23 protein-coding genes are annotated in these 24,938 nt (G+C 68.8%); 18 read left to right on the forward strand and 5 right to left on the reverse strand.

The features are described 5' to 3' along the window. Window positions 1-14: 14 nt before the first annotated feature. The 9 genes from atpB to ABD655_RS06425 all read left to right on the forward strand — a co-directional run bounded on the left by atpB (window position 15) and on the right by ABD655_RS06425 (window position 7,600). A complete protein-coding gene (gene atpB, locus ABD655_RS06385; RefSeq protein ID WP_344712520.1) occupies window positions 15-809 on the forward strand; it encodes a F0F1 ATP synthase subunit A in 795 nt (264 codons plus the stop codon). 46 nt (window positions 810-855) lie between these two features. Further along, window positions 856-1,092, forward strand: coding sequence for an ATP synthase F0 subunit C (gene atpE / locus ABD655_RS06390; RefSeq protein ID WP_257502800.1), 237 nt, complete (start codon window positions 856-858; stop codon window positions 1,090-1,092). Between the two features lie 27 nt (window positions 1,093-1,119). Further along, on the forward strand, window positions 1,120-1,686 hold the full coding sequence (locus ABD655_RS06395) for a F0F1 ATP synthase subunit B (protein ID WP_344712523.1): 567 nt from the start codon (window positions 1,120-1,122) through the stop codon (window positions 1,684-1,686). Further along, the gene (locus tag ABD655_RS06400) at window positions 1,686-2,477 is read left to right on the forward strand and encodes a F0F1 ATP synthase subunit delta (RefSeq protein ID WP_344712525.1); all 792 of its coding nucleotides are present in this window, start codon (window positions 1,686-1,688) and stop codon (window positions 2,475-2,477) included. Before ABD655_RS06395 ends, ABD655_RS06400 begins: the two co-directional genes overlap by 1 nt. A 78-nt stretch (window positions 2,478-2,555) precedes the next feature. Continuing rightward, window positions 2,556-4,196, forward strand: coding sequence for a F0F1 ATP synthase subunit alpha (atpA, locus tag ABD655_RS06405; RefSeq protein WP_344712527.1), 1,641 nt, complete (start codon window positions 2,556-2,558; stop codon window positions 4,194-4,196). A gap of 18 nt (window positions 4,197-4,214) precedes the next feature. Further along, complete coding sequence (locus ABD655_RS06410) at window positions 4,215-5,111, forward strand: F0F1 ATP synthase subunit gamma (RefSeq protein WP_344712529.1); 897 nt, start codon at window positions 4,215-4,217, stop codon at window positions 5,109-5,111. Window positions 5,112-5,137: 26 nt separating this feature from the next. Continuing rightward, window positions 5,138-6,586, forward strand: coding sequence for a F0F1 ATP synthase subunit beta (atpD, locus tag ABD655_RS06415; protein ID WP_344712531.1), 1,449 nt, complete (start codon window positions 5,138-5,140; stop codon window positions 6,584-6,586). Between the two features lie 2 nt (window positions 6,587-6,588). Next, a complete protein-coding gene (locus tag ABD655_RS06420; RefSeq protein WP_344712533.1) occupies window positions 6,589-6,849 on the forward strand; it encodes a F0F1 ATP synthase subunit epsilon in 261 nt (86 codons plus the stop codon). Window position 6,850: 1 nt separating this feature from the next. After that, window positions 6,851-7,600, forward strand: a complete 750-nt coding sequence (locus ABD655_RS06425) for a YaaA family protein (protein ID WP_344712535.1) — start codon at window positions 6,851-6,853, stop codon at window positions 7,598-7,600. Between the two features lie 6 nt (window positions 7,601-7,606). Here ABD655_RS06425 and ABD655_RS06430 read toward each other — a convergent pair whose 3' ends face one another. Beyond that, window positions 7,607-8,110: a DUF4282 domain-containing protein gene (locus tag ABD655_RS06430; protein ID WP_344712537.1), complete on the reverse strand. Its 504-nt coding sequence runs from the start codon at window positions 8,108-8,110 to the stop codon at window positions 7,607-7,609. A 176-nt stretch (window positions 8,111-8,286) separates the two neighbouring features. Between ABD655_RS06430 and ABD655_RS06435 the strand changes: the two genes are divergently transcribed. The 5 genes from ABD655_RS06435 (at window position 8,287) to ABD655_RS06455 (ending at window position 15,694) form a co-directional block, all read left to right on the forward strand. After that, window positions 8,287-9,093, forward strand: coding sequence for a large exoprotein (locus ABD655_RS06435; protein ID WP_344712539.1), 807 nt, complete (start codon window positions 8,287-8,289; stop codon window positions 9,091-9,093). Between the two features lie 104 nt (window positions 9,094-9,197). Continuing rightward, complete coding sequence (locus ABD655_RS06440) at window positions 9,198-10,196, forward strand: aldo/keto reductase (protein ID WP_344712540.1); 999 nt, start codon at window positions 9,198-9,200, stop codon at window positions 10,194-10,196. A 163-nt stretch (window positions 10,197-10,359) separates the two neighbouring features. Then, complete coding sequence (locus ABD655_RS06445; protein ID WP_344712541.1) at window positions 10,360-11,184, forward strand: PP2C family protein-serine/threonine phosphatase; 825 nt, start codon at window positions 10,360-10,362, stop codon at window positions 11,182-11,184. Window positions 11,185-11,373: 189 nt separating this feature from the next. Next, a complete protein-coding gene (locus tag ABD655_RS06450; RefSeq protein WP_344712543.1) occupies window positions 11,374-14,097 on the forward strand; it encodes an FtsK/SpoIIIE domain-containing protein in 2,724 nt (907 codons plus the stop codon). Window positions 14,098-14,128: 31 nt separating this feature from the next. Next, complete coding sequence (locus ABD655_RS06455) at window positions 14,129-15,694, forward strand: APC family permease (protein WP_344712545.1); 1,566 nt, start codon at window positions 14,129-14,131, stop codon at window positions 15,692-15,694. Between the two features lie 93 nt (window positions 15,695-15,787). Here ABD655_RS06455 and ald read toward each other — a convergent pair whose 3' ends face one another. Further along, the gene (ald, locus tag ABD655_RS06460) at window positions 15,788-16,903 is read right to left on the reverse strand and encodes an alanine dehydrogenase (protein ID WP_344712547.1); all 1,116 of its coding nucleotides are present in this window, start codon (window positions 16,901-16,903) and stop codon (window positions 15,788-15,790) included. Window positions 16,904-16,959: 56 nt separating this feature from the next. Continuing rightward, entirely contained in the window at window positions 16,960-17,949 is a 990-nt protein-coding gene (locus ABD655_RS06465; RefSeq protein ID WP_344712549.1) for an asparaginase, read from the reverse strand. Between the two features lie 53 nt (window positions 17,950-18,002). On the opposite strand from ABD655_RS06465, the gene ABD655_RS06470 reads away from it, so the two are divergent. After that, a complete protein-coding gene (locus ABD655_RS06470) occupies window positions 18,003-18,506 on the forward strand; it encodes an OsmC family protein (protein ID WP_344712551.1) in 504 nt (167 codons plus the stop codon). 25 nt (window positions 18,507-18,531) lie between these two features. Here the strand turns inward: ABD655_RS06470 and ABD655_RS06475 are convergent, their stop codons facing one another. Next, window positions 18,532-19,314, reverse strand: a complete 783-nt coding sequence (locus ABD655_RS06475) for a lysophospholipid acyltransferase family protein (protein ID WP_344712553.1) — start codon at window positions 19,312-19,314, stop codon at window positions 18,532-18,534. Between the two features lie 115 nt (window positions 19,315-19,429). On the opposite strand from ABD655_RS06475, the gene ABD655_RS06480 reads away from it, so the two are divergent. Then, window positions 19,430-20,386 (forward strand): FKBP-type peptidyl-prolyl cis-trans isomerase, encoded by a 957-nt coding sequence (locus tag ABD655_RS06480; RefSeq protein WP_344712555.1) that lies wholly within the window; start codon window positions 19,430-19,432, stop codon window positions 20,384-20,386. A 68-nt stretch (window positions 20,387-20,454) separates the two neighbouring features. After that, entirely contained in the window at window positions 20,455-21,543 is a 1,089-nt protein-coding gene (locus ABD655_RS06485; protein ID WP_344712557.1) for a 1-deoxy-D-xylulose-5-phosphate reductoisomerase, read from the forward strand. 289 nt (window positions 21,544-21,832) lie between these two features. Here ABD655_RS06485 and ABD655_RS06490 read toward each other — a convergent pair whose 3' ends face one another. Then, entirely contained in the window at window positions 21,833-23,452 is a 1,620-nt protein-coding gene (locus tag ABD655_RS06490; protein ID WP_344712558.1) for a Mur ligase family protein, read from the reverse strand. A gap of 105 nt (window positions 23,453-23,557) precedes the next feature. Here ABD655_RS06490 and ABD655_RS06495 point away from each other — a divergent pair, with 105 nt between their 5' ends. Further along, window positions 23,558-24,919, forward strand: coding sequence for a M50 family metallopeptidase (locus ABD655_RS06495; protein WP_344712559.1), 1,362 nt, complete (start codon window positions 23,558-23,560; stop codon window positions 24,917-24,919). Window positions 24,920-24,938: the final 19 nt, after the last annotated feature.

The following is a 24,938-nucleotide window of genomic DNA, read 5'->3' on the forward strand; positions in this document are numbered from 1 at the left end:
TTCAAGCCGCGACCATGATCGCCACTGCAGTCGAATCGGACGATAGCGGTTTCCACGCGCCGTCGATCTGGGAATTCTTCCCGAACGCCATCCTCTTCGAGGGGACCTGGTTCGAGCTGACGAGGATCAACCTGATCCAGATCCTCGCCACCGTCGCCATCGTGGTGATCTTCTGGCTCGGCACCCGCCGCATGAAGATCGTCCCCGGGCGCTTCCAGAGCCTCGTCGAGATGGGGCTGGACTTCGTGCGCGTGAACATCGCGCACGACCTGCTCGGGAAGAAGGACGGCGATCGGTTCCTGCCGATCCTGACCACGATCTTCTTCATGATCCTGTTCATGAACCTGACCGGGATCATCCCGTTCCTGAACATCGCCGGCACCAGCATCATCGCCGTCCCGCTGCTCCTGGCTCTGATCTCGTACTTCACGTTCATCTACGCGGGCGTCAAGAAGAGCCCCAAGAACTTCTTCAAGAATTCCCTGTTCCCCGCAGGCGTGCCGTGGCCGATCTACATCATCGTCACGCCGATCGAGTTCATCTCCACCTTCATCGTCCGGCCTGTCACTCTGACGCTCCGACTCCTGATGAACATGATGGTCGGACACCTGCTGCTGGTGCTGTTCTTCGCGGCGACCCAGTTCTTCTTCTTCACGGCCGGTGGCTGGTGGTCGCTCCTCGGAGTCGGATCGCTCGCGTTCGGATTCGTGTTCACCCTGTTCGAACTCCTGGTGGCAGTCCTCCAGGCGTACGTCTTCGCTCTCCTCACCGCGGTGTACATCCAGCTCGCGGTGGCGGAGGAGCACTGATCCCGGGTCGGCCCTGCCACCCGACAACCGAAAGGAAAACCAACTCGTGGACTCAACTACGGTTCTGGCCGAGGTCTCCGGCAGCATCGCGACCGTCGGATACGGCCTTGCCGCCATCGGGCCCGCCATCGGCGTCGGCATTGTCGTCGGCAAGACCATCGAGGGTGTCGCCCGTCAGCCTGAGCTCGCAGGTCGCCTGCAGGTGCTCATGTGGATCGGTATCGCCTTCACCGAGGCGCTCGCCTTCATCGGCATCGCCACAGCCTTCATCTTCGGCTACTGAACCTCGACGACGACTTAAGGAGACAGGATGCTGAACGCTCTTGTCACATTCGCCGCAGAGGGAGGCGAGGCTGAGCCGAGCCCTCTGCTGCCGGCGATGTATGACATCGTCTGGTCGGCGGTGTGCTTCATCGTCATCCTCTTCATCTTCTGGAAGGTCGCCCTTCCCCGGATGAAGAAGCTGCTCGACGAACGCGCTGCCGCGATCGAGGGCAACATCGAGATGGCCGCCGAGGCGCAGAGCAAGGCCGAGGCCGCGCTCGAGGCGTACACGGCCCAACTCGCCGGTGCGCGCACCGAGGCGGGGGAGATCCGTGAAGCCGCCCGTGAGGACGGCAGGAAGATCCTCACCGAAGCGAAGGATGCCGCGTCCTCCGAGGCCGCCCGCATCGCTGCGAGCGCGCACGCGCAGATCGAGGCGGAGCGCCAGTCGGCATTCGTGTCGCTGCGTTCCGAGGTCGGCACACTCGCATTGGACCTCGCCGGAGGCGTGATCGGCGAGACGCTGTCCGATGATGCGAAGGCTCAGGCCGTCGTGGATCGCTTCCTCGCCGAGCTCGAGGCTTCCGAGACCGCTCAGAAAGCGTCGAACTAATGGGCAGCGCGACCACTCAGGCCACTGCGGCAGCGACGGCGGCGCTGGCCGCCGTGCCCGCCGTCGACATCGACACCGCCCGCGAGCTGTTCGCGGCGGCGCATGCCGTCGGGGGCTCGTCGCAGCTGAGCGGCGCGCTGGCCGATTCGTCGGCGCCGGACTCCGCGCGCTCGAACGTCGTGTCGGCTGTGTTCGGCCCGACGTTCCAGCCCGCGACGGTCTCCCTCCTGCAGTCGATCGTCGCTTCGCGGTGGTCGTCGGCCGCTGACCTCGTGGACGGCATCGAAGAACTGGCCATCCGCGCCGCGTCGATCGCAGAACCCGATGCCGACGTCGAGGGCGACCTGTTCCGCTTCTCCCGTGTCGTGGCGGAGAACCCGGAGCTCGAACTTGCTCTGGGCAGCCGGCTCGGGGACGAGTCGGCGAAGGGCGTCCTGGTCGAGTCCCTGCTCGCAGGCCGGGCGAGTGCGGCGGCGACTCTGATCGCGGCATCCCTCGTCCAGCAGCAGCGCGAGCGGCGAGCACGGCAGCTGCTGAACAGTGCAATGGATCTCGTCGCAGACCAGCGGGGCCGCACCGTCGCAACCGTCGTGGCCGCGCAACCGCTCAGCCCCTCGCAGTCCGAGCGCCTGACGGCATTGCTCTCGCAGCGATACGGCACCCCCGTCTCGCTGAACACGGTGATCGATCCCGAGGTCGTCGGAGGCCTGCGCGTGCAGATCGCGGACGACGTGATCGATGCGAGCGTGTCGGCCCGACTCGCCGACCTGCGCCAGCGACTGGCTGGCTAGATAAGACTTCCCGCACTGCTTCGATCCCGAAGCCGCGCGGAGATTTGAGGCTCCGGTCTCACCGAACGAAGGAACACCATGGCAGATATCTCAATCAGCCCCGACGCCATTCGCGACGCGCTGAAGGACTTCGTCGCCGCATATGAGCCCACGGGCGCGGCGGCGACCGAGGTCGGCACGGTCGTCGACGCGGCGGACGGCATTGCGCACCTCGAAGGCCTTCCGGGCGTCATGGCGAACGAGCTCGTCCGGTTCGCCGATGGCACGTCCGGTCTCGCGCTGAACCTCGACGAGCACCAGGTCGGCGTCGTCGTCCTCGGCGAGTTCTCGGGCATCGAGGCCGGTCAGGAAGTCACGCGCACCGGCGAGGTCCTCTCTGTCGCAGTGGGCGACGGCTACCTCGGTCGCGTCGTCGACCCGCTCGGCAGCCCCATCGACGGCCTCGGCCCGGTCGCGACGGAGGGTCGCCGGGCGCTCGAGCTGCAGGCTCCGGGTGTCATGCAGCGCAAGAGCGTGCACGAGCCCATGCAGACGGGAATCAAGGCGATCGACGCCATGATCCCGGTCGGCCGCGGCCAGCGCCAGCTGATCATCGGCGACCGCCAGACCGGCAAGACCGCGATCGCGATCGACACGATCATCAACCAGAAGGCCAACTGGGAGTCCGGCGACGTCCAGAAGCAGGTTCGCTGCATCTACGTCGCGATCGGCCAGAAGGGCTCGACCATCGCGGCCGTGAAGGGCGCGCTGGAAGACGCCGGTGCCATGGAGTACACGACGATCGTCGCGGCTCCCGCCTCGGATCCGGCCGGCTTCAAGTACCTTGCGCCCTACACCGGCTCGGCCATCGGCCAGCACTGGATGTACGACGGCAAGCACGTCCTGATCATCTTCGACGACCTCACCAAGCAGGCGGAGGCGTATCGCGCCGTGTCGCTGCTGCTGCGCCGCCCGCCGGGCCGCGAGGCGTACCCCGGTGACGTCTTCTACCTGCACTCGCGTCTGCTCGAGCGTTGCGCGAAGCTCTCCGACGAGCTGGGCGCCGGCTCGATGACCGGTCTGCCGATCATCGAGACGAAGGCCAACGACGTCTCGGCGTACATCCCGACCAACGTCATCTCGATCACCGACGGACAGATCTTCCTCCAGTCCGACCTGTTCAACGCGAACCAGCGTCCCGCGGTCGACGTGGGCATCTCGGTCTCCCGCGTCGGCGGCGACGCCCAGGTCAAGTCGATCAAGAAGGTCTCCGGCACGCTCAAGCTCGAGCTCGCCCAGTACCGCTCGCTCGAGGCGTTCGCGATGTTCGCCAGCGACCTGGACGCCGCATCCCGTCGTCAGCTCGCCCGCGGTGCGCGTCTGACCGAGCTGCTCAAGCAGCCCCAGTACTCGCCGTACCCCGTGGAGGAGCAGGTCGTCTCGATCTGGACCGGCACGAACGGCAAGCTGGACACGATCGAGGTCGAAGACGTGCTGCGCTTCGAGCGCGACCTGCTGGACCACGTCCGTCGCAACACGACCATCCTCGATCGTCTGCGCGAGACGAACGTGCTCGACGATGACACCGCAGCAGAGCTCGGCCGCGTCGTGGACGAGTTCACGCTCGAGTTCCGCGGCGGCAGTGGTCAGCACATCGACAACCCCGGCCACGAGGAATTCAAGGCGACCGAGGTTGAGGACGTCAACCAGGAGCAGATCGTCAAGGGCCGCCGCAAGTAGCGGCAGCAGACACGGACTATGGGCGCACAACTGAGGGTCTACAAGCAGAAGATCAGCACTGCTCAGACGACCAAGAAGATCACCAAGGCGATGGAGCTCATCGCTGCATCGCGGATCCAGAAGGCGATGGCGCGCGTGCGCGCCTCGGCACCGTTCGCGCGTGCTGTCACGCGGGCTGTGTCGGCAGTGGCCACGCATTCGAACACCGACCACCCGTTGACGACCGCACGCGAGGTCAAGTCCTCGGCGATCGTGATCTTCGCTTCGGACCGTGGGCTTGCCGGCGCGTTCAACTCGCAGATCATGCGCGAGGGTCTGGAACTGGCCACCCTGCTTCAATCGCAGGGCAAGGAAGTGACCTATTACCTGGTCGGCCGCAAGGCGGTCGCCTTCTTCCAGTTCCGCCGCATCAAGAGCGAGGCGGAGTGGACCGGCGACACCGACACGCCAGAGTTCCGCTTCGCGGAGCAGATCTCCGGCACGCTGCTCGAGGCCTTCGAGCGCGGTTCCGAGCAGGGTGGCGTCGACGAGATCCACCTGGTCTACAACCGGTTCGTCAGCATGATGACGCAGACCCCCGAAACGGTGCGTCTGCTCCCACTCGAGGTCGTCGAGGCGAGCGAGTCCCAGGGTGACGTTCAGGCATTCCCGCTCTACGAGTTCGAGCCGGATGCCGCGACCGTTCTGGATGCGCTCCTTCCGGTGTACATCCAGAGCCGCATCTTCAACGCCCTCCTGCAGTCCTCGGCTGCCAAGCACGCCGCCACGCAGAAGGCGATGAAGTCGGCCAGCGACAACGCCGACAAGCTCATCACCGACTACACCCGCCTGCGCAACAATGCGCGTCAGGCGGAGATCACCCAGCAGATCGCCGAGATCGTCGGCGGGGCTGACGCCCTGTCATCGGCGAAGTAGAAACCACTCCGAAAGAGAAGAAGACAATGACCCCCACCGCTACCGACGAACAGACCTTGGTCATCGGGCGCGTCGCGCGCGTCACCGGTCCGGTCGTCGACATCGAGTTCCCGCACGACTCGCTTCCCGACATCTACAACGCGCTCAAGACGACGATCACCATCGGCGACGAGTCGAACGAGATCACGCTCGAGGTCGCGCAGCACCTCGGTGACGACCTCGTTCGCGCGATCGCCCTGAAGCCCACCGACGGCGTCGTCCGCGGCCAGGAAGTGCGTGACACCGGCGGCCCCATCACGGTGCCGGTCGGCGACGTCACGAAGGGCAAGGTGTTCAACGTCATCGGCGAGGTCCTCAACGCCAAGCCTGGCGAGAAGATCGAGATCACCGAACGCTGGGGCATTCACCGCAAGGCGCCCAGCTTCGACCTGCTCGAGTCGAAGACGCAGATGTTCGAGACCGGCATCAAGGTCATCGACCTGCTCACGCCGTACGTTCTCGGCGGAAAGATCGGCCTCTTCGGCGGCGCCGGAGTCGGCAAGACCGTCCTCATCCAGGAGATGATCCAGCGCGTCGCGCAGGATCACGGTGGTGTGTCGGTGTTCGCCGGTGTCGGTGAGCGCACCCGCGAGGGCAATGACCTCATCCACGAGATGGAGGAGGCCGGCGTCTTCGACAAGACCGCGCTGGTCTTCGGTCAGATGGACGAGCCGCCCGGGACGCGCCTGCGCGTGGCCCTGTCCGCCCTGACGATGGCGGAGTACTTCCGCGACGTCCAGGGTCAGGACGTGCTGCTGTTCATCGACAACATCTTCCGCTTCACGCAGGCGGGCTCCGAGGTCTCGACCCTGCTGGGCCGTATGCCCTCCGCCGTGGGGTACCAGCCGAACCTCGCCGACGAGATGGGTGTGCTGCAGGAGCGCATCACCTCGACGCGCGGTCACTCGATCACGTCGCTGCAGGCTATCTATGTCCCCGCTGACGACTACACCGACCCGGCCCCGGCCACGACGTTCGCGCACCTCGATGCGACGACCGAACTGTCGCGTGAGATCGCGTCGAAGGGCCTCTACCCGGCCGTCGACCCGCTGACATCGACGAGCCGCATCCTGGACCCGCGCTACATCGGCGCCGACCACTACCGCGTGGCCACTGCCGTCAAGCAGATCCTCCAGAAGAACAAGGAACTGCAGGAGATCATCGCGATCCTCGGCGTCGACGAGCTCTCCGAGGAGGACAAGGTCGTCGTGTCGCGCGCGCGTCGCATCCAGCAGTTCCTCTCGCAGAACACGTACATGGCCAAGAAGTTCACGGGCGTCGAGGGTTCGACCGTGCCGATCGCCGAGACGATCGAGTCGTTCGACGCGATCGTGAAGGGCGACTTCGACCACGTGGCCGAGCAGGCGTTCTTCAACGTCGGCGGCATCTCGGACGTCGAGGAGAACTGGGCTCGGATCCAGAAAGAGAACGGCTGATCATGGCGCTCACGGTGAATCTCGTCGCGGCAGACCACGAGGTCTGGACGGGCGAGGCGAGCCTCGTCGTGGCGAGGACTGTGCTCGGCGAGATCGGCATCATGATCGGTCACGAGCCCATCCTCGGTGTGCTCGCGGCCGGCGAGGTGCGGATCACGCTCGAGGACGGCAACAAGATCGTCGCCAACGCACAGGACGGCTTCCTGTCGGTGGAGAATGACGTCGTCACCATCGTCGCGGGCAACGCGGCGATCATGAGCTAGCTTGCTCGTTCTGCTGCCCCCCTCCGAGACCAAGCGGTCCGGAGGGGGTTCGGCATCTCTGGACGTGGATGCACTGGCGCTGCCCGGCCTGCGTCGGGAACGCCACCTGGTCCTGGATGCCCTCGCATCGCTCTCGGCGGATCCCGCGGCCGCCGCGCGGGCGCTCGGTCTCGGCGTGACACAGCACCACGAGGTGGCACGCAACGCCATCGTGCGCTCCGCGCCGACGATGGCAGCCATCGACCGATACACCGGCGTGCTCTACGACGCGTTGGACGCGGCATCCCTCGATGCGTCGGCGCGCCGCTGGCTGGGATCGAACGTTCTCATCCACACGGCGCCGCTCGGCCCGGTGGGTGCACTCGATCGCATCCCCGCGTACCGGCTGGGCGCCGGCGTCTCACTGCCCGGCTCGCCCTCGTTGCGGCGTGTGTGGGCGGATGCGGTCACCGAGGCGCTGGCCGCCCTGCCGTCGCGCTTCGTCCTGGACATGCGCTCGGAGGCCTACGTCGCGCTGGGCCCGGTCCCGGCATCCTCGCCCTCGGTCTACGTACGCGTGGTCAGTGCAGGACCCGAGGGGACGGTGCGGTCGCTGAACCACTTCAACAAGCACGCGAAGGGCGCACTGGTGCGCGCGCTCGCACAGAGCCGCCCGCGAATCGGCTCCGTCCGAGCGTTCGCCCGCTGGGCGGATTCCGTCGGCGTGACGGTCCGCAACGGGTCATCAGGCGAACTGGAGCTCTTCGCCTGAGCAGCCTCAGTCCCCGATGGACCCTCGGGTGTTCTCCGCGGTGCGCTCGGTGTTCTCGGCGATCGCGATCAGAGCGACCACGGCCTCGATCACGAAGCGGAGCACCACAATGGCCAGGAACGTCACGATCGGCACGATGATCAGCGTTGCGACGATCAATGAGATCCCGGCGCCGACGTTGAAGAACAGTGCGGATATCCCGTTTACCAGACCGGTGACGAAATACACGATGAAGCCGATCGCGATCGCCACGAGACCCACGAGGTAGAACACGCTCGCCAGGCGGCGAGTGATGAACGTCCGGAACGAAAGGTCGAACAGCGCGCGGAAGAAGCCCCGGCTCACGTCGTCGAACTCGCCGCCGAGCGAGGTCGGCACACCCGTGTCGTCAGGGTCCGAGGCCGGGTCATACGGCCGGGAGGCGGTCGTGATCGGCTCGGCCGCACGTGCGGCCTGATCGGCCGGCTGAGTGGGCAAGGGCGGGGGCGTCGGGGGCGTCGAGTCGGTCATGTGGTCCTTCCACGTTCTCTGGGGGGTACCCCGCAAGGCTAGCGAGCGGCGACACGAGTCGCGAGTATCGACCAGTTCCTGTCGGGGGACACTCGCCGTCGCTAGCATGTGACGAGCAGGGCGGATGCCTCGCCGACGTGGAGCACGTCGTCGTTCGTTCTCTGGGAAGGACGCTCATGTACGACTATCCTGACGGGTCCCTCATCGCGATCTGGGCCGCGTTCGCTGTCTTCTGGGTGATTTTCGCGATCGGCTTCTATGTTCTGAGTTCCATCTTCCTGATGAAGATCTTCGACAAGGCGGGTGTGCAGGGCAGGTGGCGGGCGTGGGTGCCTGTGTACAACACGATGGTCTTCAGCAAGCTCGGAGACCTGAGTCCCTGGTTGATCCTGATCGCGATCGGCGCCTCGATCATCCTCGGCTGGATTCCGGTGCTCGGCTGGCTCGTCGGCCTTGCAGCCCTCGCTGTGACGCTGCTCGCCGCCTGGCGCGTGGGGTTGAAGCTGCAGAAGGAGCCGGTCTGGCTGATTCTCTACTTCTTCCTCAGCATCGTGTGGCTCGGCATCCTCGCCTTCGACAAATCGCGCTGGAACCCGGCCGTCCCCCCGGCGCCGTGGGCGAACAACTCGTTCCTGGCCGACCGCACCGTATGGGCCGGCGTTCCCAACCAGACGCCGGCGGGAGGCTATCCTCAGGCAGGCATGCAGCCGCCGCCGGGTGCATACCCACCGCCGGCCGGGTACCAGCCGCCGCCGGCCGGATATCAGCCGCCGCCGCCCGCCGGGAACCCGCCGCCGCCCGCCGGGAACCCGCCGCCGCCGGCCGGGTACCAGCCGCCGCCGGCCGGATATCAGCCGCCGCCCCCCGCCGCAGGGCCGTCGGCTCCCGAGCCGCCGAGCGCTCCGCCGGCCGCTCCCGAGCCGCCGGCCGCGCCGGAGCCGCCCACCACACCGCCGCCTGCGCCGGAAGACCCGCGCGTATAGCGCCGACGCGGCGCACGTCCCAGGAGCCCTCACCGCATCGGTGGGGGCTCCTGCCGTTGTCGCGGTCGACGCGGACGGCGGCGCGACCGCGTTAGCGTGGAGGGATGAGCTCGACAGACAGCATCCTGCCTCTCCGCCGTGTCGGCGCATCCGGCCTCCTCGTCTCGGCGGTCGGCCTCGGCTGCAACAACTTCGGCAGGCCCGGCACGAACACGCAGACGCTGGAGGGCACCGTGGAGGTGCTCGAGGCCGCCATCGATGCCGGCGTCACCTTCCTGGACACGGCGGACATGTACGGTGCGGAGCCGGGCCTGAGCGAGACGCTGATGGGGCACGCGCTTCAGGGGCGACGTGACCGCGTGGTCCTCGCCACCAAGTTCGGTCACCCGGGGCGTGACATGGGGTACGCGATCACGGCATCCAAGGGGTCGCGGTCGTACGTGCGGACTGCGGTCGAGGCCTCGCTGACCCGGCTCCGGACGGACTGGATCGACCTCTATCAACTGCACGTCCCGGACGCGGCGACGCCGATCGCCGAGACGATCTCCGTCCTGGACGATCTCGTTCGGGAGGGGAAGATCCGCTACTACGGTCACTCCAATCTGGCAGGCTGGCAGATCGCCGAAGCCGATTTCACCGCACCGGACCGCGGCGCCCGCTTCATCTCCGCGCAGAATCACTACAGCCTGCTCGCACGGGCCGCCGAGCGCGAGGTGCTCCCGGCGGTGGAGCGATTCGGTCTGGGATTCTTCCCGTTCTTCCCCCTGCACAACGGACTGCTCACCGGCAAGTTCACACGCGAGGGCGGCCCCGCCGGCAGCCGCATCATGATGCAGCGCCGCCACGTGTGGCAGGACGCCCCGTGGGATGCGCTCGAGCAGTACCAGGCCTTCTGCGACCAGCGTGGCATCTCGATGCTGCAGGCGACGTTCGGCTGGTTGCTGTCACGCCCCGCCCTCACCAGCGTGATCGCCGGCGCGACCAGTCCCGACCAGGTTCGAGCCAACGCCGCCGCCGCCACGGCGTGGTCGCCGTCGCCCCACGATCTCGTCGCGATCGACGCACTGTTCCCGCTCCCCGACGATCCCGCTGCCCGCGTCTGAGGGGTGTTCGCTGTGAGCGAACGGTCGGCACGTGCCCGCCGTGCGCCGGCTGAGCGGGCACGCGCAGCCGGGCACCGCGGCGGATTCCAGTAGGATGTGAGCACGTCGATGGGACCGAACCCGGTCATGTCGCCGCCGATGTCGGCTAACGGGAGGACAGGGCGTGCCCGAAGTATCCACCCACTTCCAATCAGTGTCGGTGGCAGGCGGGACGATCGAATTGTCCTGGGCGGGCGCGACGCACACCGGCCGGCGACGTGAGGTCAACCAGGACGCCCTGCTGACCAGCTACCCCCTCTTCATCGTCGCCGACGGCATGGGCGGACACATCGGCGGGGAGATCGCCAGTGCGAGCACGGTGGATCGGCTGGGCGGTGTCGTCACTGCGGGGTCGGTCACCCCGAAGACCATCGAGAAGGCGCTCTCGCGTGCGGTGAAGGACATCGCGTCGCACCCCGAGACCACCGACGACGGAACCGGCACGACGCTCACCGGTGTGTACCTCGACGTCAGTGAAGACCCGCCCCACTGGGTGACGCTCAACATCGGCGACTCGCGCGTGTATCTGTTCCGCGGGGGAGCGATCGAACAGATCACGACCGATCATTCCGTTGTTCAGGAGCTCATGGCCGCGGGCCGGCTGAGTCCTGAGGAGGCCGAGAACCACCCGTACGGCAACGTGATCACGCGGGCCGTCGGCCCGAGCGAGAGCGTCTCGCCCGATTACGTCCGACTGGACGTCGTCGATGCCGACCGGTTCGTGATCTGCTCCGACGGCCTGACCAAGGAACTCACGGACTACGGCATCCAGCATTTCCTCACGGAGAACGCGGATCCCGCCGACGCCGTGGACGCGATGATGGATGCCGCGCTGGAGAACGGCGGCCGTGACAACATCACGATCATCGTCCTCGATGTCGCGTGGCGCTCGCCCGGGGCGGACGCTCCGCGCGGCTCCACGGTCGGTGCTGACTCCTCCCCAGCCTGATTCGAGGCCGCAGACTCCACCGGGACTCACCGGTTCCGGACAGCGCGTCGCCCACACGGGTTGACTCCAGTGGTGCTGTCCTCTTTCGCCCCCACCCCGTCGCCGGCGTCCCCGCCCGCGCCCGCCGCGGACGTGCCGGCTGAGCCCCTCGAACTGCCGGCGCCATGGAATCCGCCTGCACGAGCGGGCGTGCCGATCCTTGCCTCGATCGTTCCCATCCTCGGTGCGGTCGCGCTGTGGCTGGTCACGGGCTCCGTGCTCTCGCTCTGGCTGGCCGCGCTCGGGCCGCTCATCGCCGCAGCGACCGTGCTCGACGGCGCGCGCGGCGCGCGCCGTGAGCGCAGGCGCGCCGAAGCCCGCGCGCGAACCGCGCGGGCTCGGGTTGCGCGCGAGATCGGAGAGCGGCATGCCGACGAGCGCGCACGCCGGTGGGCGCGGCATCCCGATGTGGCGGCCTTCCTCGCCCGCGACACGGAGATCTGGCGGCCCGTTCCCGGGCGTGGTCAGGTGCTCGTCGTCGGCGCGGGTACGGATCGCAGCGCGGTGCGCGTCGCGGGCGGGGGCGACGACCCCGAATCCGCCGACCTGCGCGGACGCGCCGCCCGCCTCGACCACGCACCCGTCGTCGTCCCCTCGGACTCAGGGCTCGCCATCGTCGGGCGGCCGGTGGTCGCCGGCGCGGTCGCGCGTGCCGTGGTGATCCAGCTGTGCATGGCGCTTCCCCCGGGCGAGCTTCGGATCGTCGGTCCGCTCCGCGGTGACAATGCGTGGGCCGAGCGGTTGCCGCACCGTTCGGCCGCGACCGGCACGGCCCTGTGCCTGGTCGGTCCGGGCGAGGCGGTTCCGGTCGGCGCACAGATCGTGATCGTGCGCGCGGAGGCCACCCCGCCGCCGGCATGCGGGTCGCTTCTCACTGTCGTCTCGCCCGGCCGCGCGCTCATCGACACCGGCGGCGATGTGCGCGAGATCGCCGTCGAGGCGCTCGGTCTCGGCCAGGCGGCGACACTGGCGGACGAACTGGCCGCGCGCGCCGCCCGCGTCCTGGGGGCAGCCGACACCGCCGCCACCGTCGCACTCGGTCCGCTGCTGTCGGACGCGCCGACCAGCGCACCTGGTCGCCTGCGCGCGGTCATCGGAGCCGAGGCGGGCGACGCCTTCGTGATCGATCTCGTGACCGACGGCCCGCATGCCGTGGTGGCCGGAGTGACCGGGGCGGGCAAGTCCGAGCTTCTCGTCACGTGGGTCGTCGCGCTGTGCGCGACGCACTCGACGAGCGAGGTGAGCTTCCTCCTCGCCGACTTCAAAGGGGGGACCGCGTTCGATGCGCTCGCCGACCTTCCGCACGTCACCGGCGTGATCACCGACCTGGACGGAGCCGGAGCGCGGCGAGCGATCGAGAGCCTCCGCGCAGAAGTGCGGTGGCGCGAGGCCGAGCTGTCCCGCTCGGGCGCCCGCGACATCCTGGACCCGCGGGTGGACCTGCCACGACTGGTCATCGTCGTCGACGAGTTCGCGGCGCTCCTGGGCGAGCATCCCGAGCTCCACGCGGTGTTCACCGACGTGGCGGCGCGCGGTCGCGCCCTGGGCATGCACCTGGTCCTCGGAACCCAGCGGCCCTCGGGAGTCGTGCGCGAGAGCCTGCTCGCCAACTGTCCGCTGCGGATCAGCCTTCGTGTCACCGATCCGCTGGACAGTCGCGCGATCGTGGGCAGCGACGATGCCGCCTCGCTCCCCGGCGGACCGGACGGCCGTGGTCTCGCGCTGGTGCGCTCGGCGGGCGATCCGACTCCGCGCCGAGTGCGCATCGCACTGTCCGCCCGAGAAGACGTCGAAGCGGTGGCACGTGGCACCGGTGGACCCCGTCCGCGCAGACCGTGGCTGCCCGAACTGCCTGCGCGGATCGACGTCGAGGACCTGATCGGCGTCGCCGGTCGCCCACGCGAAACGATGCTGATCGGGCTCGCCGATGAACCCGACCAGCAGCGACAGCATCCGGTCGGCGTACGTGTGCACGAGCGCGGGCTGCTCGTGGTCGGCGGCGGTGGCAGCGGCAAGACGACGGCACTGCGCACGCTCGTCGCGCAGGCGCCGGGCGACGTGCAGTGGGTCTCGTCCATGGCGGAGCAGGGTTGGGATGCCGTCGCCGGGCTCGCTGTACGCGTCCCACCTCCCGGGAGCCTGGTCGTGCTCGACGATCTGGACGCACTCGCCTCTGCCCTCGCTCCGGAATACGCCCGCGAGCTGATCGAGCGACTCGAGCGGCTCGTTCGCGGAGCCGGCTCTGCGGGCATCTTCGTCGCCGTATCCGCGCAGCGGCTCGTCGGCGCGGTCGCGCGCCTCGGCGACCTGCTGCCGCGTCGGCTCGTTCTGGCGGCGGCTTCGCGTGCCGAGCACATCGCCGCGGGCGGCGAGCCGTCCCACTATGAGCCGGGGAGCCCACCGGGCCGCGGGCGAATCGACGGGCGTGCCGTCCAGGTGGCGACCAGTTCCGCGCCGGCTCCTCTGCGGCCGGTGCCGACCGGCCCGTGGTACCCGTGCCAGCCGCTCACCGGTGCCGTGCTGAGACGCTCGCCCGTTGCCCGTGCCGCTCTCGCCGAGTGGACGCGGCGCGGGGCGTCCGTGCTCTCGCTGGACGAATACGCCGGTGCGTCCGAGTGGGCCACCGGCCGACCCGTCGTCGTGGCCGGGGATGCCGAGGAATGGCAGCGCCACTGGCGGGCCCTCACCACGATGCGGTCCGATCACGACTTCGTCGTGGAGTCGTCGTTCGCGGCGGAGCTGCGGATGCTGACCGGCGAACGGGCCCTGCCGCCGTACTGCGAGCCGGGCGCTCCGCGTGCGTGGCTGCTGCGCGCCGGGGGAGCGCCGGAGCGCGTCGTGCTGCCGACGGACGCGGGGCTACGCCGCTCTTGACCGGGGGGAGGGCGCCCCATACGTTCGCAGTGTGGCTACATCTCCGATAATCCTGGACCGACCCGAAGGCAAAGGACTCGCCGCCGGAACGCTCGGCCTGTGGGGCTCGACCGTCATCGGTTTGGCCTCCACAGCTCCCGTCTACTCTTTGGTGGCGACACTCGGCTTCGTGGTGCTCGCCGTCGGCGCGCAGGCGCCGATCGTGTTCGTCATCGCGTTCATCCCGATGCTGTTCATCGCCTTCGCCTACCGCGAGCTGAACAACGCCGTCCCCGACTGCGGGACGACCTTCACGTGGGGGACGAAGGCGTTCGGGCCCTGGGTCGGATGGCTGGGCGGCTGGGGCGTGGCGGTGGCCGGGATGGTGGTGCTCGCCAACCTCGCGCAGATCGCCGGCATCTACTTCTGGGCTCTGGTCGACGGGATCATCGGCAACCCCGAAGACGCCCTCCTCGCCGAGAACGTCCCGCTCGTGACGGCGACCGGTGTGATCTTCATCGCGCTGATGACCTGGGTCAGCTGGCGTGGTGTCGAGATCGGCGAGCGGATCCAGAACATCCTCCTCGGCATCCAATATCTGGCTCTTGCGATCTTCGTCGTCGCGGCGCTGTGGCAGTTCTTCGCGGGCACCGCCCCGGACCCGACGCCGTTCGACTGGTCGTGGTTCAACCCGTTCGCCTTCACCGAGTGGGGCAGCTTCGTCGAAGCGATCCTGCTCGCGCTGTTCATCTACTGGGGCTGGGACACGTGCCTGGCGCTGAACGAGGAGACCAAGGACCCCAAGCGGACCCCTGGTCGGGCGGCACTGCTGACCACGGTCATCCTGCTGGTCACCTACGTCGGTGTCACCGTCGCCGCGATGATGTATGCGGGCCTCGGCGAGACCGGGACCGGGCTGGGCAACGAGGCGAACGCCGACGACTTCTTCCTCGCGATCAAGGACGGCCTGCTGGGACCGGTCGGATGGGTCCTGGTGGTCGCGGTGATGATCTCGGCGATCTCATCGACTCAGACGACGATCCTCCCCACCGCGCGGGGCACACTGTCGATGGCGGCCTACAAGGCGCTGCCCAAGCGCTTCGCCACCGTCCACCCGAAGTACAAGACGCCGTCGTTCTCCACCCTCGTGATGGGCGTCGTGGCGTCCGTCTACTACATCGGGATGACCCTGATCAGCGACAACATCCTGCAGGACTCCATCCTCTCGCTGGGGCTTGCGATCGCGTTCTACTATGCGATCACCGGCTACGCGTGCGTCTGGTACTTCCGGCGCGAGCTGTTCACGTCGGTCCGCGACTTCTTCTACAAGGGCCTGCTCCCGCTCCTGGGCGCGCTGATGCTCACGTACGCGTTCGTGCAGTCCGCGATCGACATGTATGACGTCGACTACGGCTACACGGTGCTGCTGGGGATCGGCGGCACGTTCGTGCTCGGGATCGGGGCACTGGCGTTCGGGGTGCTGCTGATGCTGCTGTGGTTCGCCTTCCCGCGGTCCAAGCCGTTCTTCCGCGGTGAGAGCCTCAACCGGGACACTCCGGTGCTGGTGCCCGAGGATCCTGCCGCGTACAGCCGCTCGATCGACGGCGGGCTCGTCTAGGTCGCGTGCGCTGCTGGCGCGCGGATGCGCGGCACGAACCTGCGTCCGCGCCGGATATCCGCGGCGCGGACGCAGAGAAGTGCCGCGGAAACTCTAGGCGAGCGCGTCGGCCAGGGGCGCCGGCTCCAGGCCGTGCGAGGTCGCGACACCGGCGTTCACGACCTCGCCGGCGACCGTGTTCAGTCCGGCGGCCAGGGCGGGGTCCGCGCGCAGCGCATCCTGCCAACCCCGCCGGGCAATCTGCCGGATGTAGGGAAGCGTCGCGTTCGTGAGCGCGGAGGTGGACGTGTTCGGCACGGCACCGGGCATGTTGGCGACGCAGTAGAAGATGCTGCCGTGCACCGGGAAGGTGGGATCCGCGTGCGTGGTCGGCCGGGTGTCTTCGAAGCAACCACCCTGGTCGACGGCGATGTCGACGAGGACGCTGCCCGGCCGCATCCGAGAGACCATCTCATTGGTGACGAGCTTCGGGGCCTTGGCGCCGGGGATGAGCACCGAGCCGATGACGAGGTCGGAGCCGACGACGGCGTGGTCCAGATCGAGCGGGTTGGATGCCGCGGTCTTGACTCTTCCTTGGAAGTGGTCATCCAGAAACCGGAGTCTCTGGATATTGGTGTCGAAGATCGTGACATCGGCTCCGAGTCCGGCGGCGATGACCGCGGAGTTGGCCCCTGCCACTCCGCCGCCGATGACGGTGACGCGGGCCGGCCGCGTGCCGGGCACGCCGGACATCAGCAGCCCGAGTCCTCCGGCCGAGCGCATCAGGGTCGCAGCCCCCACGGTGGGCGCGAGTCGCCCGGCGACCTCGCTCATCGGTGCCAGCAGGGGCAGTCCGCCCCCGGGCAGTTGAACGGTCTCGTAGGCGATCGCGGTGACGCGGTCCGCGACGAGCCGCTCGGTCAGCGGTCGGTCGGCGGCCAGGTGGAGGTAGGTGAAGATCACGAGGTCGTCGCGGAAGTACGCGTATTCGTCGGCGATCGGCTCCTTCACCTTCAGCAGCAGCTCGGCTCGCGCCCACACCTCCGCCGCGTCATCCAGGAGGGTCGCTCCGGCCGCTTCGTACTCGGCATCCGGCATGGACGAGCCCTCGCCCGCACCGCGCTGCACGAACACCTCGTTGCCCGCCTGGACGAGATCGTGGACTCCCGCGGGCGTCAGTGCCACCCGGTACTCGTTGTTCTTCACTTCGGTGGGGACGCTGATCCTCATCGTGGAATCCTTTCCGCTCCGCCGTTGGAGCGCTCGCGCTCCTCGTGGGAGCGCCTCTACAAGGCGGGGCGGATCGCCCCGACAACCTGCCCGCCGCCGATCACCGACAGGGGGAGCTTCGTCACGGCATCCGCGACGTCGGACGCTGCCAGAGCGCCTTCGCGCTCGAGCAGCCGCAGGGCGACGACGGTGGCCGCCCGCCCGCTTCCATCGAGCATCTTCAGGGCGACGGTCGTGCCGTTGGGCGCGACCATGACCAGGACCCCCTCGGCGCCGCCCTTGGCGAAGACGCCGAGGCGTTCGATGACGACGGTGTCGGCACGCCCGGGGCCGTCGATCGTCCACGGGTGCTCCCGCACGGCGCGGACGAGGGCGCCGGCGCTGCGGTGCAGCGCGAAGGGAGAGCGCTCCGCGGCGGTGCCGATCCGGTGGATGGCCTTGGCGAGCCCGGCGAGGCTCATCGAGAACACGGGCGCCCCGCATCCGTCGATCGCCGTGGTGGCCGCACGCTCGCCCACCAGCCGTTCCGCGACGTCGCGGATGTGTGCCTGCAGGGGATGCTGGGGCTGGAGGTACGTGTCGATCGGCCAGCCGTTGGAGACGCACGTCAGGAGCATGGCGGCGTGCTTGCCGGAGCAGTTCATGCGGATGGCCGCGGGGCCGCCGCCGTCGCGAATCACCTCGTCGCGGGTTGCCTGATCGCTCGGCCAGGCTGCGGGGCACCCGAGCGCGTTCTCGCCGAGCCCGGCCGCGTCGAGGATGTCTCGCACCACGGACACGTGCCGGTCGGTCCCCGAGTGACTCGCGGTCGACAGGGCGAGACGCGCATCCTCGAGCGGGGCCCCCGCGGTGAGACAGGCCAGGGCTTGAATCGGCTTGAAGCTCGAGCGCGGCAGGATCGGCGCGAGGGTGTCGCCGAGGGTGGACACGACCGTGCCGTCGGGACCGAGGACGATCGCGGAGCCGGCGTGGCGGGACTCGATGAAGCCGCTGCGTTCGACGACGGCCAGTTCGACGGCGTCGGCTGCGGCGAAGGTCTGCGGCACCCCGCCAGCCTACCGTCGGAGGACCCGGCATCCGGGCGTGTCAGACTGGGGGAATGTTCGGCGAACACCGCTACGAGTTGCGTACGACATGGACGGGCGATCGCGGCAGTGGGACCAGCGGGTACCGCGAATACGATCGCTCCTGCACCATCCAGATCGACGGCAAGCCCGATCTCGCGGCGTCGGCGGACAAGCCGTTCCGCGGTGATCCGACGAAGTGGAACCCCGAGGACCTGCTGCTGGCGGCGCTCAGCGAGTGCCACCTGCTGTCGTACCTGCATGCCTGCGTGCAGGCGGGCGTGATCGTGGTCGGCTATCGGGATGCGGCATCCGGTGTGATGGCGGAGGACGGACGCGGCGGCGGGGCGTTCCGCGAAGTCGTCCTGCGGCCGCACGTGGTCGTCGCCGAGGAATCGATGGTGGATGCCGCGACCGCCGCACACGCGCAGGCCCACACGTGGTGCTTCATCGCGAATTCGGTCAACTTCCCGGTCCGGCACGAGCCGACGATCGTGTCACTCGAAACGGCTGCACCGCTCCTCGACGAACCACGGTGAATCAAGCCGCGCGGGTGCCGGCGCGCTAGCGCCGCTCGTGCGGAAGGACCTGCCTGATCCGCTCGATCGGGCTGTGGGCGGGCGCTTCGTTGTAGGCGTTCGCCAGCTCCTGGCCGGACAGTGCGTGGATGGCCGCCATGATGTCGTCCGTCGCCAGCCGTCGCGCCTTGCCGGAATCGGCGGCGCCGTGGTGGGCGAGATCGAGCGGCTCACCGAATCGCACCGTCACGCGCGGCGTCATCGACGGGAACCGCGCTCCGACCGGCATCACCAGATCGGTGCCGATCAAGCCGACCGGGACGACCGGCGCCCCCGTCTGAAGTGCGAGGAAGGCCACGCCGGTACGCCCTTTGTAGAGGCGGCCGTCCAGCGATCGGGTCCCCTCCGGATACAGGGCGACGGCGCTGCCGCCGTCCAGCAGCTGACGCTGCTGGTCGAGTGCATCAAGGGCTGCCTGCCCGGCGCCGCGCTTGACCGGCACCGCACCGATCGCCGTGAAGAATTCGCGCGAGAACCATCCCGCCATCCCGGGCCCATCGAAATAGCTCGATTTGGCCAGGAAGTGAACGGGCCGCGGCGCCGCGATCGGAATGGCGATGGAATCGATGAACGACAGGTGGTTGCTCGCGAAGATGACCGGACCCGTCTTGGGGACGTTCGCCTTGCCCTCCACGCGCGGACGATAGATCAGCCGTGCGAGGGGGGCCACCACGAAGCGCCCGAAACCGTACGTCGCGCCCATCTGCCGGACGGCAGCCTGGTCGGGGGAGTCGGCTTCTCGGGGCTCGGGGATCTCCGCGGAAGTCACCCGTTGAGGGTACTCCCGTATTCATTCCACTGTTGGCATAGCCACCTCTCAGCGGAGACAGAGGAAAGGTGCGAGAAGATGGAGAGTCCTTTTTCCCCTTTCTTCGAGGTTCATTTTGCGCATTCGCCCGTTCGCCGCCCTGTCCGTCGCCGCGCTCTCGGCCGTTCTCCTGGCAGGCTGCGCGTCGGGCGCGCCGGAGGGCTCCGCGAGTCCATCGGGCCCGCCGGTCGTCGACCTCTGCGAGGCGACGGCCCCGTCCGGCGCCGCGTCGGAAGCCGTCACGGTCGAGGGCGCGGTGGGTGAGGAATCCACCGCGACGTTCGATCTCCCCCTGAAGATCTCCGAGCTCCAGGCCACCGTGATCGAGGAGGGCTCGGGCGATCCGGTCGAGGCGGGGCAGCTGGTGCGTTTCGCACTGACCGGCTTCAACGCGGACACGGGCGAGAACATGGGAGCGATCGGCTACGGCGAGACTCCCTTGCTGCCGGCTCAGATCTCGCCGGACAACCCGATCGGTCAGATCCTGGGCTGCGCGACGCCGGGCACCCGCGTGGTCGCGACGTTCCCGCCGAGCGATCCGAACGCCGGTGAGGTCTACGTCTTCGACTTCCTCGATATCGTCCCCAGCGCAGCGTGGGGCGAGCCGCAGGAGCCGGTCAAGGGGATGCCTGTCGTCACGCTCGACGACGACGGCGCGCCGACCATCGAACTGCCGGGTGGCGACGCGCCGACCGCCGTCGAGCTCGAGGCGCTCAAGAAGGGCGACGGCGACACCGTCCTCAGCGGCGACACGGTGCTGGTGCAGTACACCGGCGTGAAGTGGTCGGATGGCACCGTCTTCGACTCCAGCTGGGAGGCCGGTGCGCCCACCTCGTTCCAGACCACCGGTGTGGTCGACGGCTTCCGCCAGGCGCTCGAGGGGCAGACCGTCGGCTCGCAGGTCGTCGTGGTCATCCCGCCGGCGTTCGGCTACGGCGAGGGCGAGATCAACGACGCCGACCTCAAGGGCGAGACACTCGTCTTCGTGGTCGACATCCTCGGCGTCGAGCACGCTCCCGCCGCCGCTCAGTAGCCGCCGCGCAGTAGGCACCGGCACGCCGCGGAGACAGCCGCGGCGCATGAAGTAACTAGCATGACTTCATGCGTCGCGTCATCATCCTCGGGTCCACCGGTTCGATCGGCACTCAGGCTCTCGAGGTCATCCGCTCCAACCCGCGGCGCTTCGAGGTCGTCGGACTGTCCGCCGGTTCGAACCGCGCGGCGATGCAGGCTCAGGCCGAGCAGTTCCAGGTCGAGTTCACCGCGCTCGGCGCCGTCGAGGCCGAGCAGCTGGTGCGCGATGTCGACGCCGACGTCGTGCTCAATGGCATCACCGGCTCCGTGGGTCTCGGACCGACCCTCGCAGCGCTGGAGATGGGGCGGACCCTCGCGCTCGCCAACAAGGAGTCCCTCATCGTCGGAGGGGAGCTGGTCACCGCGATCGCGCGTCCCGGCCAGATCGTCCCCGTCGATTCCGAGCACTCGGCCATCGCCCAGGCTCTGCTGGCCGGCGATCGTTCCGAGGTGCGGCGACTGGTGCTGACAGCATCCGGCGGCCCTTTCCGGGGTCGCTCGCGCGCGTCGTTGGCCGATGTCACACCGGCTGAGGCGCTTGCGCACCCCACCTGGGACATGGGCCGAGTGGTCACGACCAACTCCGCGACCCTCGTGAACAAGGGCCTCGAGGTCATCGAGGCGCACCTTCTCTTCGGCGTGCCGTACCACCACATCGATGTGGTCGTGCACCCCCAGTCGGTCGTGCACTCGATGGTGGAGTTCATCGACGGGTCGACTCTCGCCCAGGCCTCGCCGCCGGACATGCGACTGCCGATCTCGCTGGGTCTGGACTGGCCGCACCGCGTCGGCGGCGTCGGGCGGCCGATCGACTGGACGGTCGCGGCATCCTGGACCTTCGAACCGCTCGATGAGGAGGCCTTCCCCGCGGTGCGGCTCGCGAAGAAGGTCGGAACCGCGGGCCGCACCTACCCGGCGGTGTTCAACGCGGCCAACGAGCAGGCCGTCGACGCCTTCCACGAGGGGCGGCTGTCGTTCCCCGGGATCGTCGAGCTCGTCGAGCGCGTCGTGGAAGCCCACGAACCGGACGCGGGCGCGGTGACGCGCGGGTCGCTCGCCGAGGCGGAGCGTTGGGCTCGGGATGCCGCGGACCGGGCGATCGTGGCCACCGCCTGAGCTGCGCGTCCCCTCCGCCTGAGCTGCGCGTTCCCTCTGTCGCGCTCCGTTTCGACCGGTGCTCGCCTGTCACGAAACGTCGCCGGACCCGCAGAATGCGACAGCCGAGCGAAGAGCACCCGGTGCTCGCCTGTCACGAAACGTCGCCGGACCCACAGAATGCGACAGCCGAGCGAAGAGCGCCCGGTGCTCGCCTGTCACGAAACGCCGGGTGGACTAGCCGATGGCGACAGCCGAGCGGGAGGATGCGCGGGGTGGGGGCGCGACGCGCTCGGGAAGCCGGGAGGCGTCAGTCCGGGTAGGGAACCGGCCAGTGCGGCTCGGGCACGGGCCACCCCGCGTCGCGCAGGGCGCGCCGGGCGAGCTCACGGGCCGAGTACGGCGTGCGGACGTCGCGGATGTCGCGGTAATCCTGATGCCCGGGTCCTGCCCAGAGGATCGCGTCGCCCTCGCCGACGAGCTTGACCGCTTCGACGATCGCAAGCTCGGGCGGTGAGTATTCGTGGATCTCGGCATCCGGCCGGGCCTGACGGGCGCCCTCGATCAGGGTCGCCCGAATCGTCTCGATGTTCTCGAAGCGGGGGTGATGGTCGGTGACGACCAGGATGTCGCTGCCCTCGACACCGGTGCGGCCCATGTCGTGGCGCTTGGAGGCGTCCCGGTCCCCGTCCGCGCCGAACAGCATCAGCACCTTGCCCGGGGTCACCCGCCGGACCGCTGCCAGCGTCTTCTCGAAGGCATCGGGGGAGTGGCCGAAGTCCACGAAGACCGCCGGCCCCCGGTCGCCCGACACCCGCTCGGTGCGCCCCGGCAGGTAGGCCTCGATGCCGCCATCGCGCGCGAGCGCACGGGTGAGCCGTTCCCACTCGTAGCCGGCCTCGAGCATCATGACGATCGCGAGGCCGGCGTTGGCGGCCATGTGGCGGCCGATGACCGGCACGATCGTCGTCAACGAGCGCCCGTCCGAGGCGGAGAGGCGGAACTCGGTGCCGGTCTGCCGCTCGTTCAGGATCTCGACCACCCAGTCCGCTGCGGCGGCAGCGTCGGGATCCGCGGCGATCGCCGGTGTGCCGACGGTGACGAACGGGATCTCGCAGCGCTCCACCACTTCTGCGGAGGGCGCAGAGTCGAGGGAGATCACCGCGCGCCGGGCGCGGTCGGGTCGGAACAGCGGCAGCTTCGCCTCGAAGTACTCGCGCATGTCCGCGTAGTCATCGAGGTGGTCGTGGGAGAGGTTGGTGAACGCCGCGATGTCGAACACGAGGCCGTCCACGCGGCGCCGGCTCAGCGCCTGCGCGCTGACCTCGACCGCGACCGCTTCGACACCGCGCTCGCGCATCAGGGCCAGGAGCGCGTGCATCTCGTAGGCCTCCGGCGTCGTGAGGCGCGAGACGATGACCTGGCCCGCGATGTGGCGCTCCGCCGTCGACGACAGTCCGGTCGTCACCCCGAGCTGCGTGAGGATCCCCTCCAGCAGGTGGGACACGCTCGTCTTGCCGTTCGTCCCGGTGGTGCCGAACAGCAGCGGAAGGTCGTCGTCGCGCCCGGTCCCGTACACCCACGCCGACAGGTCCCCCAGCAGGCCGCGCGGGTCATCGACGATGACGACCGGCAACCCGGTCGCCGCGGCGGCGTCGGCGCCGGCGGCATCCGTGACGATGCCCACCGCGCCCTTCTCGGCGGCCGCCCCGGCATACTCCGCACCATGCCGGTTTCCTCCGCGGACGGCGACGAACACGTCACCCGGTCGCAGATCGGCAGTGGCCAGAGTCAGGCCGGTCAGTGTCGCGCCACCCAGATCGCCGCGGGTCTCGCGGGCGAATCGGGCGGCCAGAGCCTCCAGGGTGTGCACCGGAGGATGATCCGGTCGCAGCACGGGGGGCAGGGAAGAGGGAGCGTCGTTCGCCATGGCGCATCCATCCTCTCATCCGCCGGTGGAGGTCTCCTCGATCCGACCTGCGCGCCACCGCGCCCTGCTCGGCGAACTCAAAGCCGCCGGCGGTACCGTGTGCGTGTGACAGTCATCGCCTTCGCCATCGGCATCGTCCTCATGATCGTGGGGCTTGCCGTGTCGATCGCGCTGCACGAGCTCGGCCACCTGGTGCCGGCCAAGAAGTTCGGTGTGCGCGTCGGGCAGTACATGATCGGGTTCGGTCCGACGCTGTGGTCGCGCAAAGTCGGCGAAACCCAGTACGGATTCAAGGCCATCCCGCTCGGCGGCTACATCTCGATGGCGGGCATGTACCCGCCGTCACCGAAGGCTCGACAGGCCCACGGGCAGGGTTCGGGGCACGTGTCCGGCCAGCGCAGCGGACGCGCCGGCGGCGGCTTCTTCGCCACCATGGTCCAGGACGCCCGTGCGGCCAACGACGAGACCCTGATCGGCGACGAGGACCAGCGCGTCTTCTACAAGCTCCCTGTCTGGAAGCGCGTCATCATCATGCTCGGCGGCCCGGTCATGAATCTGCTGTTCGCGATCGTCCTGTTCGCGATCCTGCTGTCGGGCATCGGCGTCCAGACGGCGACCACGACGATCTCCAGCGTCAGCGAGTGCATCATCCCCGCCGAGGCCGGTCGCACGGAATGCACATCGGCCGACCCGGCCGCTCCGGCGGCGGCGGCAGGCCTGCAGTCGGGCGATGTCATCGTCTCGGTGGAGGGTCAGCCGATCGCCACATTCGCCGAGGCATCCGCGCTCATCCGAGAGTCATCCGACGAAGCGCTCAGCATCGTGATCGAACGCGACGGCGAGCAGCGCACGCTCTCACTCACCCCGGCCGCGGTCACCCAGCCGGTGACGGATGCCGCGGGCCGGCCGGTCCTGGATGCGAACGGGGTCGCCCGGACCCAGGAGGTCGGGTTCGCGGGCATCCGCCAAGAGGTCGAGTACCTGCGTCAGCCGATCTGGTCCGGACCCGCCGCCGCGATCGAGAACGTCGGGGCCGTGTCCGGGATCATCTGGCAGCTCCCGGTGAAGGTCTATGAGACCGCGGTCACGCTCGTCACCGGCGGTGAACGCGACCCGAACGGGCCCCTCAGCATCGTCGGCGCCGGCATCCTGTCGGGCGAGGTCGCCTCCGCCGAGGCGCCGATCCTGAACCGCGTCGCCGGCTTTCTCGCGCTCCTGGCGTCGCTGAACATCGCGCTGTTCGTCTTCAACCTCATCCCCCTGCTGCCCCTGGACGGCGGCCACATCGTGGTCGCACTGTGGGACGGCGTCAAACGTGCCTGGGCGAAGCTCTTCCGCCGGCCACCGCCGAAGCCCGTCGATGCGACCAAGCTCGTCCCGGTCACCTTCGTGGTCGTGATCGCCCTCATCGGCATGGGCGCGGTGCTGATCCTGGCCGACATCTTCAACCCGCTGTCGATCCTCTGACGCAGGTCGTTCGGGAGGC

Origin of the sequence: Microbacterium terregens (assembly GCF_039534975.1) — a bacterium.
Classification (GTDB): Bacteria; Actinomycetota; Actinomycetes; order Actinomycetales; family Microbacteriaceae; genus Microbacterium; species Microbacterium terregens.

What these genes read in the sequence shown, in the direction of transcription:
- atpB (WP_344712520.1), top strand. Translation starts at nt 15, where the DNA reads ATGATCGCCACTGCAGTCGAATCGGACGATAGCGGTTTCCACGCGCCG.
- ABD655_RS06395 (WP_344712523.1), top strand. Translation starts at nt 1,120, where the DNA reads ATGCTGAACGCTCTTGTCACATTCGCCGCAGAGGGAGGCGAGGCTGAG.
- ABD655_RS06400 (WP_344712525.1), top strand. Translation starts at nt 1,686, where the DNA reads ATGGGCAGCGCGACCACTCAGGCCACTGCGGCAGCGACGGCGGCGCTG.
- atpA (WP_344712527.1), top strand. Translation starts at nt 2,556, where the DNA reads ATGGCAGATATCTCAATCAGCCCCGACGCCATTCGCGACGCGCTGAAG.
- ABD655_RS06410 (WP_344712529.1), top strand. Translation starts at nt 4,215, where the DNA reads ATGGGCGCACAACTGAGGGTCTACAAGCAGAAGATCAGCACTGCTCAG.
- atpD (WP_344712531.1), top strand. Translation starts at nt 5,138, where the DNA reads ATGACCCCCACCGCTACCGACGAACAGACCTTGGTCATCGGGCGCGTC.
- ABD655_RS06420 (WP_344712533.1), top strand. Translation starts at nt 6,589, where the DNA reads ATGGCGCTCACGGTGAATCTCGTCGCGGCAGACCACGAGGTCTGGACG.
- ABD655_RS06430 (WP_344712537.1), bottom strand. Translation starts at nt 8,110, where the DNA reads ATGACCGACTCGACGCCCCCGACGCCCCCGCCCTTGCCCACTCAGCCG.
- ABD655_RS06435 (WP_344712539.1), top strand. Translation starts at nt 8,287, where the DNA reads ATGTACGACTATCCTGACGGGTCCCTCATCGCGATCTGGGCCGCGTTC.
- ABD655_RS06440 (WP_344712540.1), top strand. Translation starts at nt 9,198, where the DNA reads ATGAGCTCGACAGACAGCATCCTGCCTCTCCGCCGTGTCGGCGCATCC.
- ald (WP_344712547.1), bottom strand. Translation starts at nt 16,903, where the DNA reads ATGAGGATCAGCGTCCCCACCGAAGTGAAGAACAACGAGTACCGGGTG.
- ABD655_RS06470 (WP_344712551.1), top strand. Translation starts at nt 18,003, where the DNA reads ATGTTCGGCGAACACCGCTACGAGTTGCGTACGACATGGACGGGCGAT.
- ABD655_RS06485 (WP_344712557.1), top strand. Translation starts at nt 20,455, where the DNA reads ATGCGTCGCGTCATCATCCTCGGGTCCACCGGTTCGATCGGCACTCAG.
- ABD655_RS06490 (WP_344712558.1), bottom strand. Translation starts at nt 23,452, where the DNA reads ATGGCGAACGACGCTCCCTCTTCCCTGCCCCCCGTGCTGCGACCGGAT.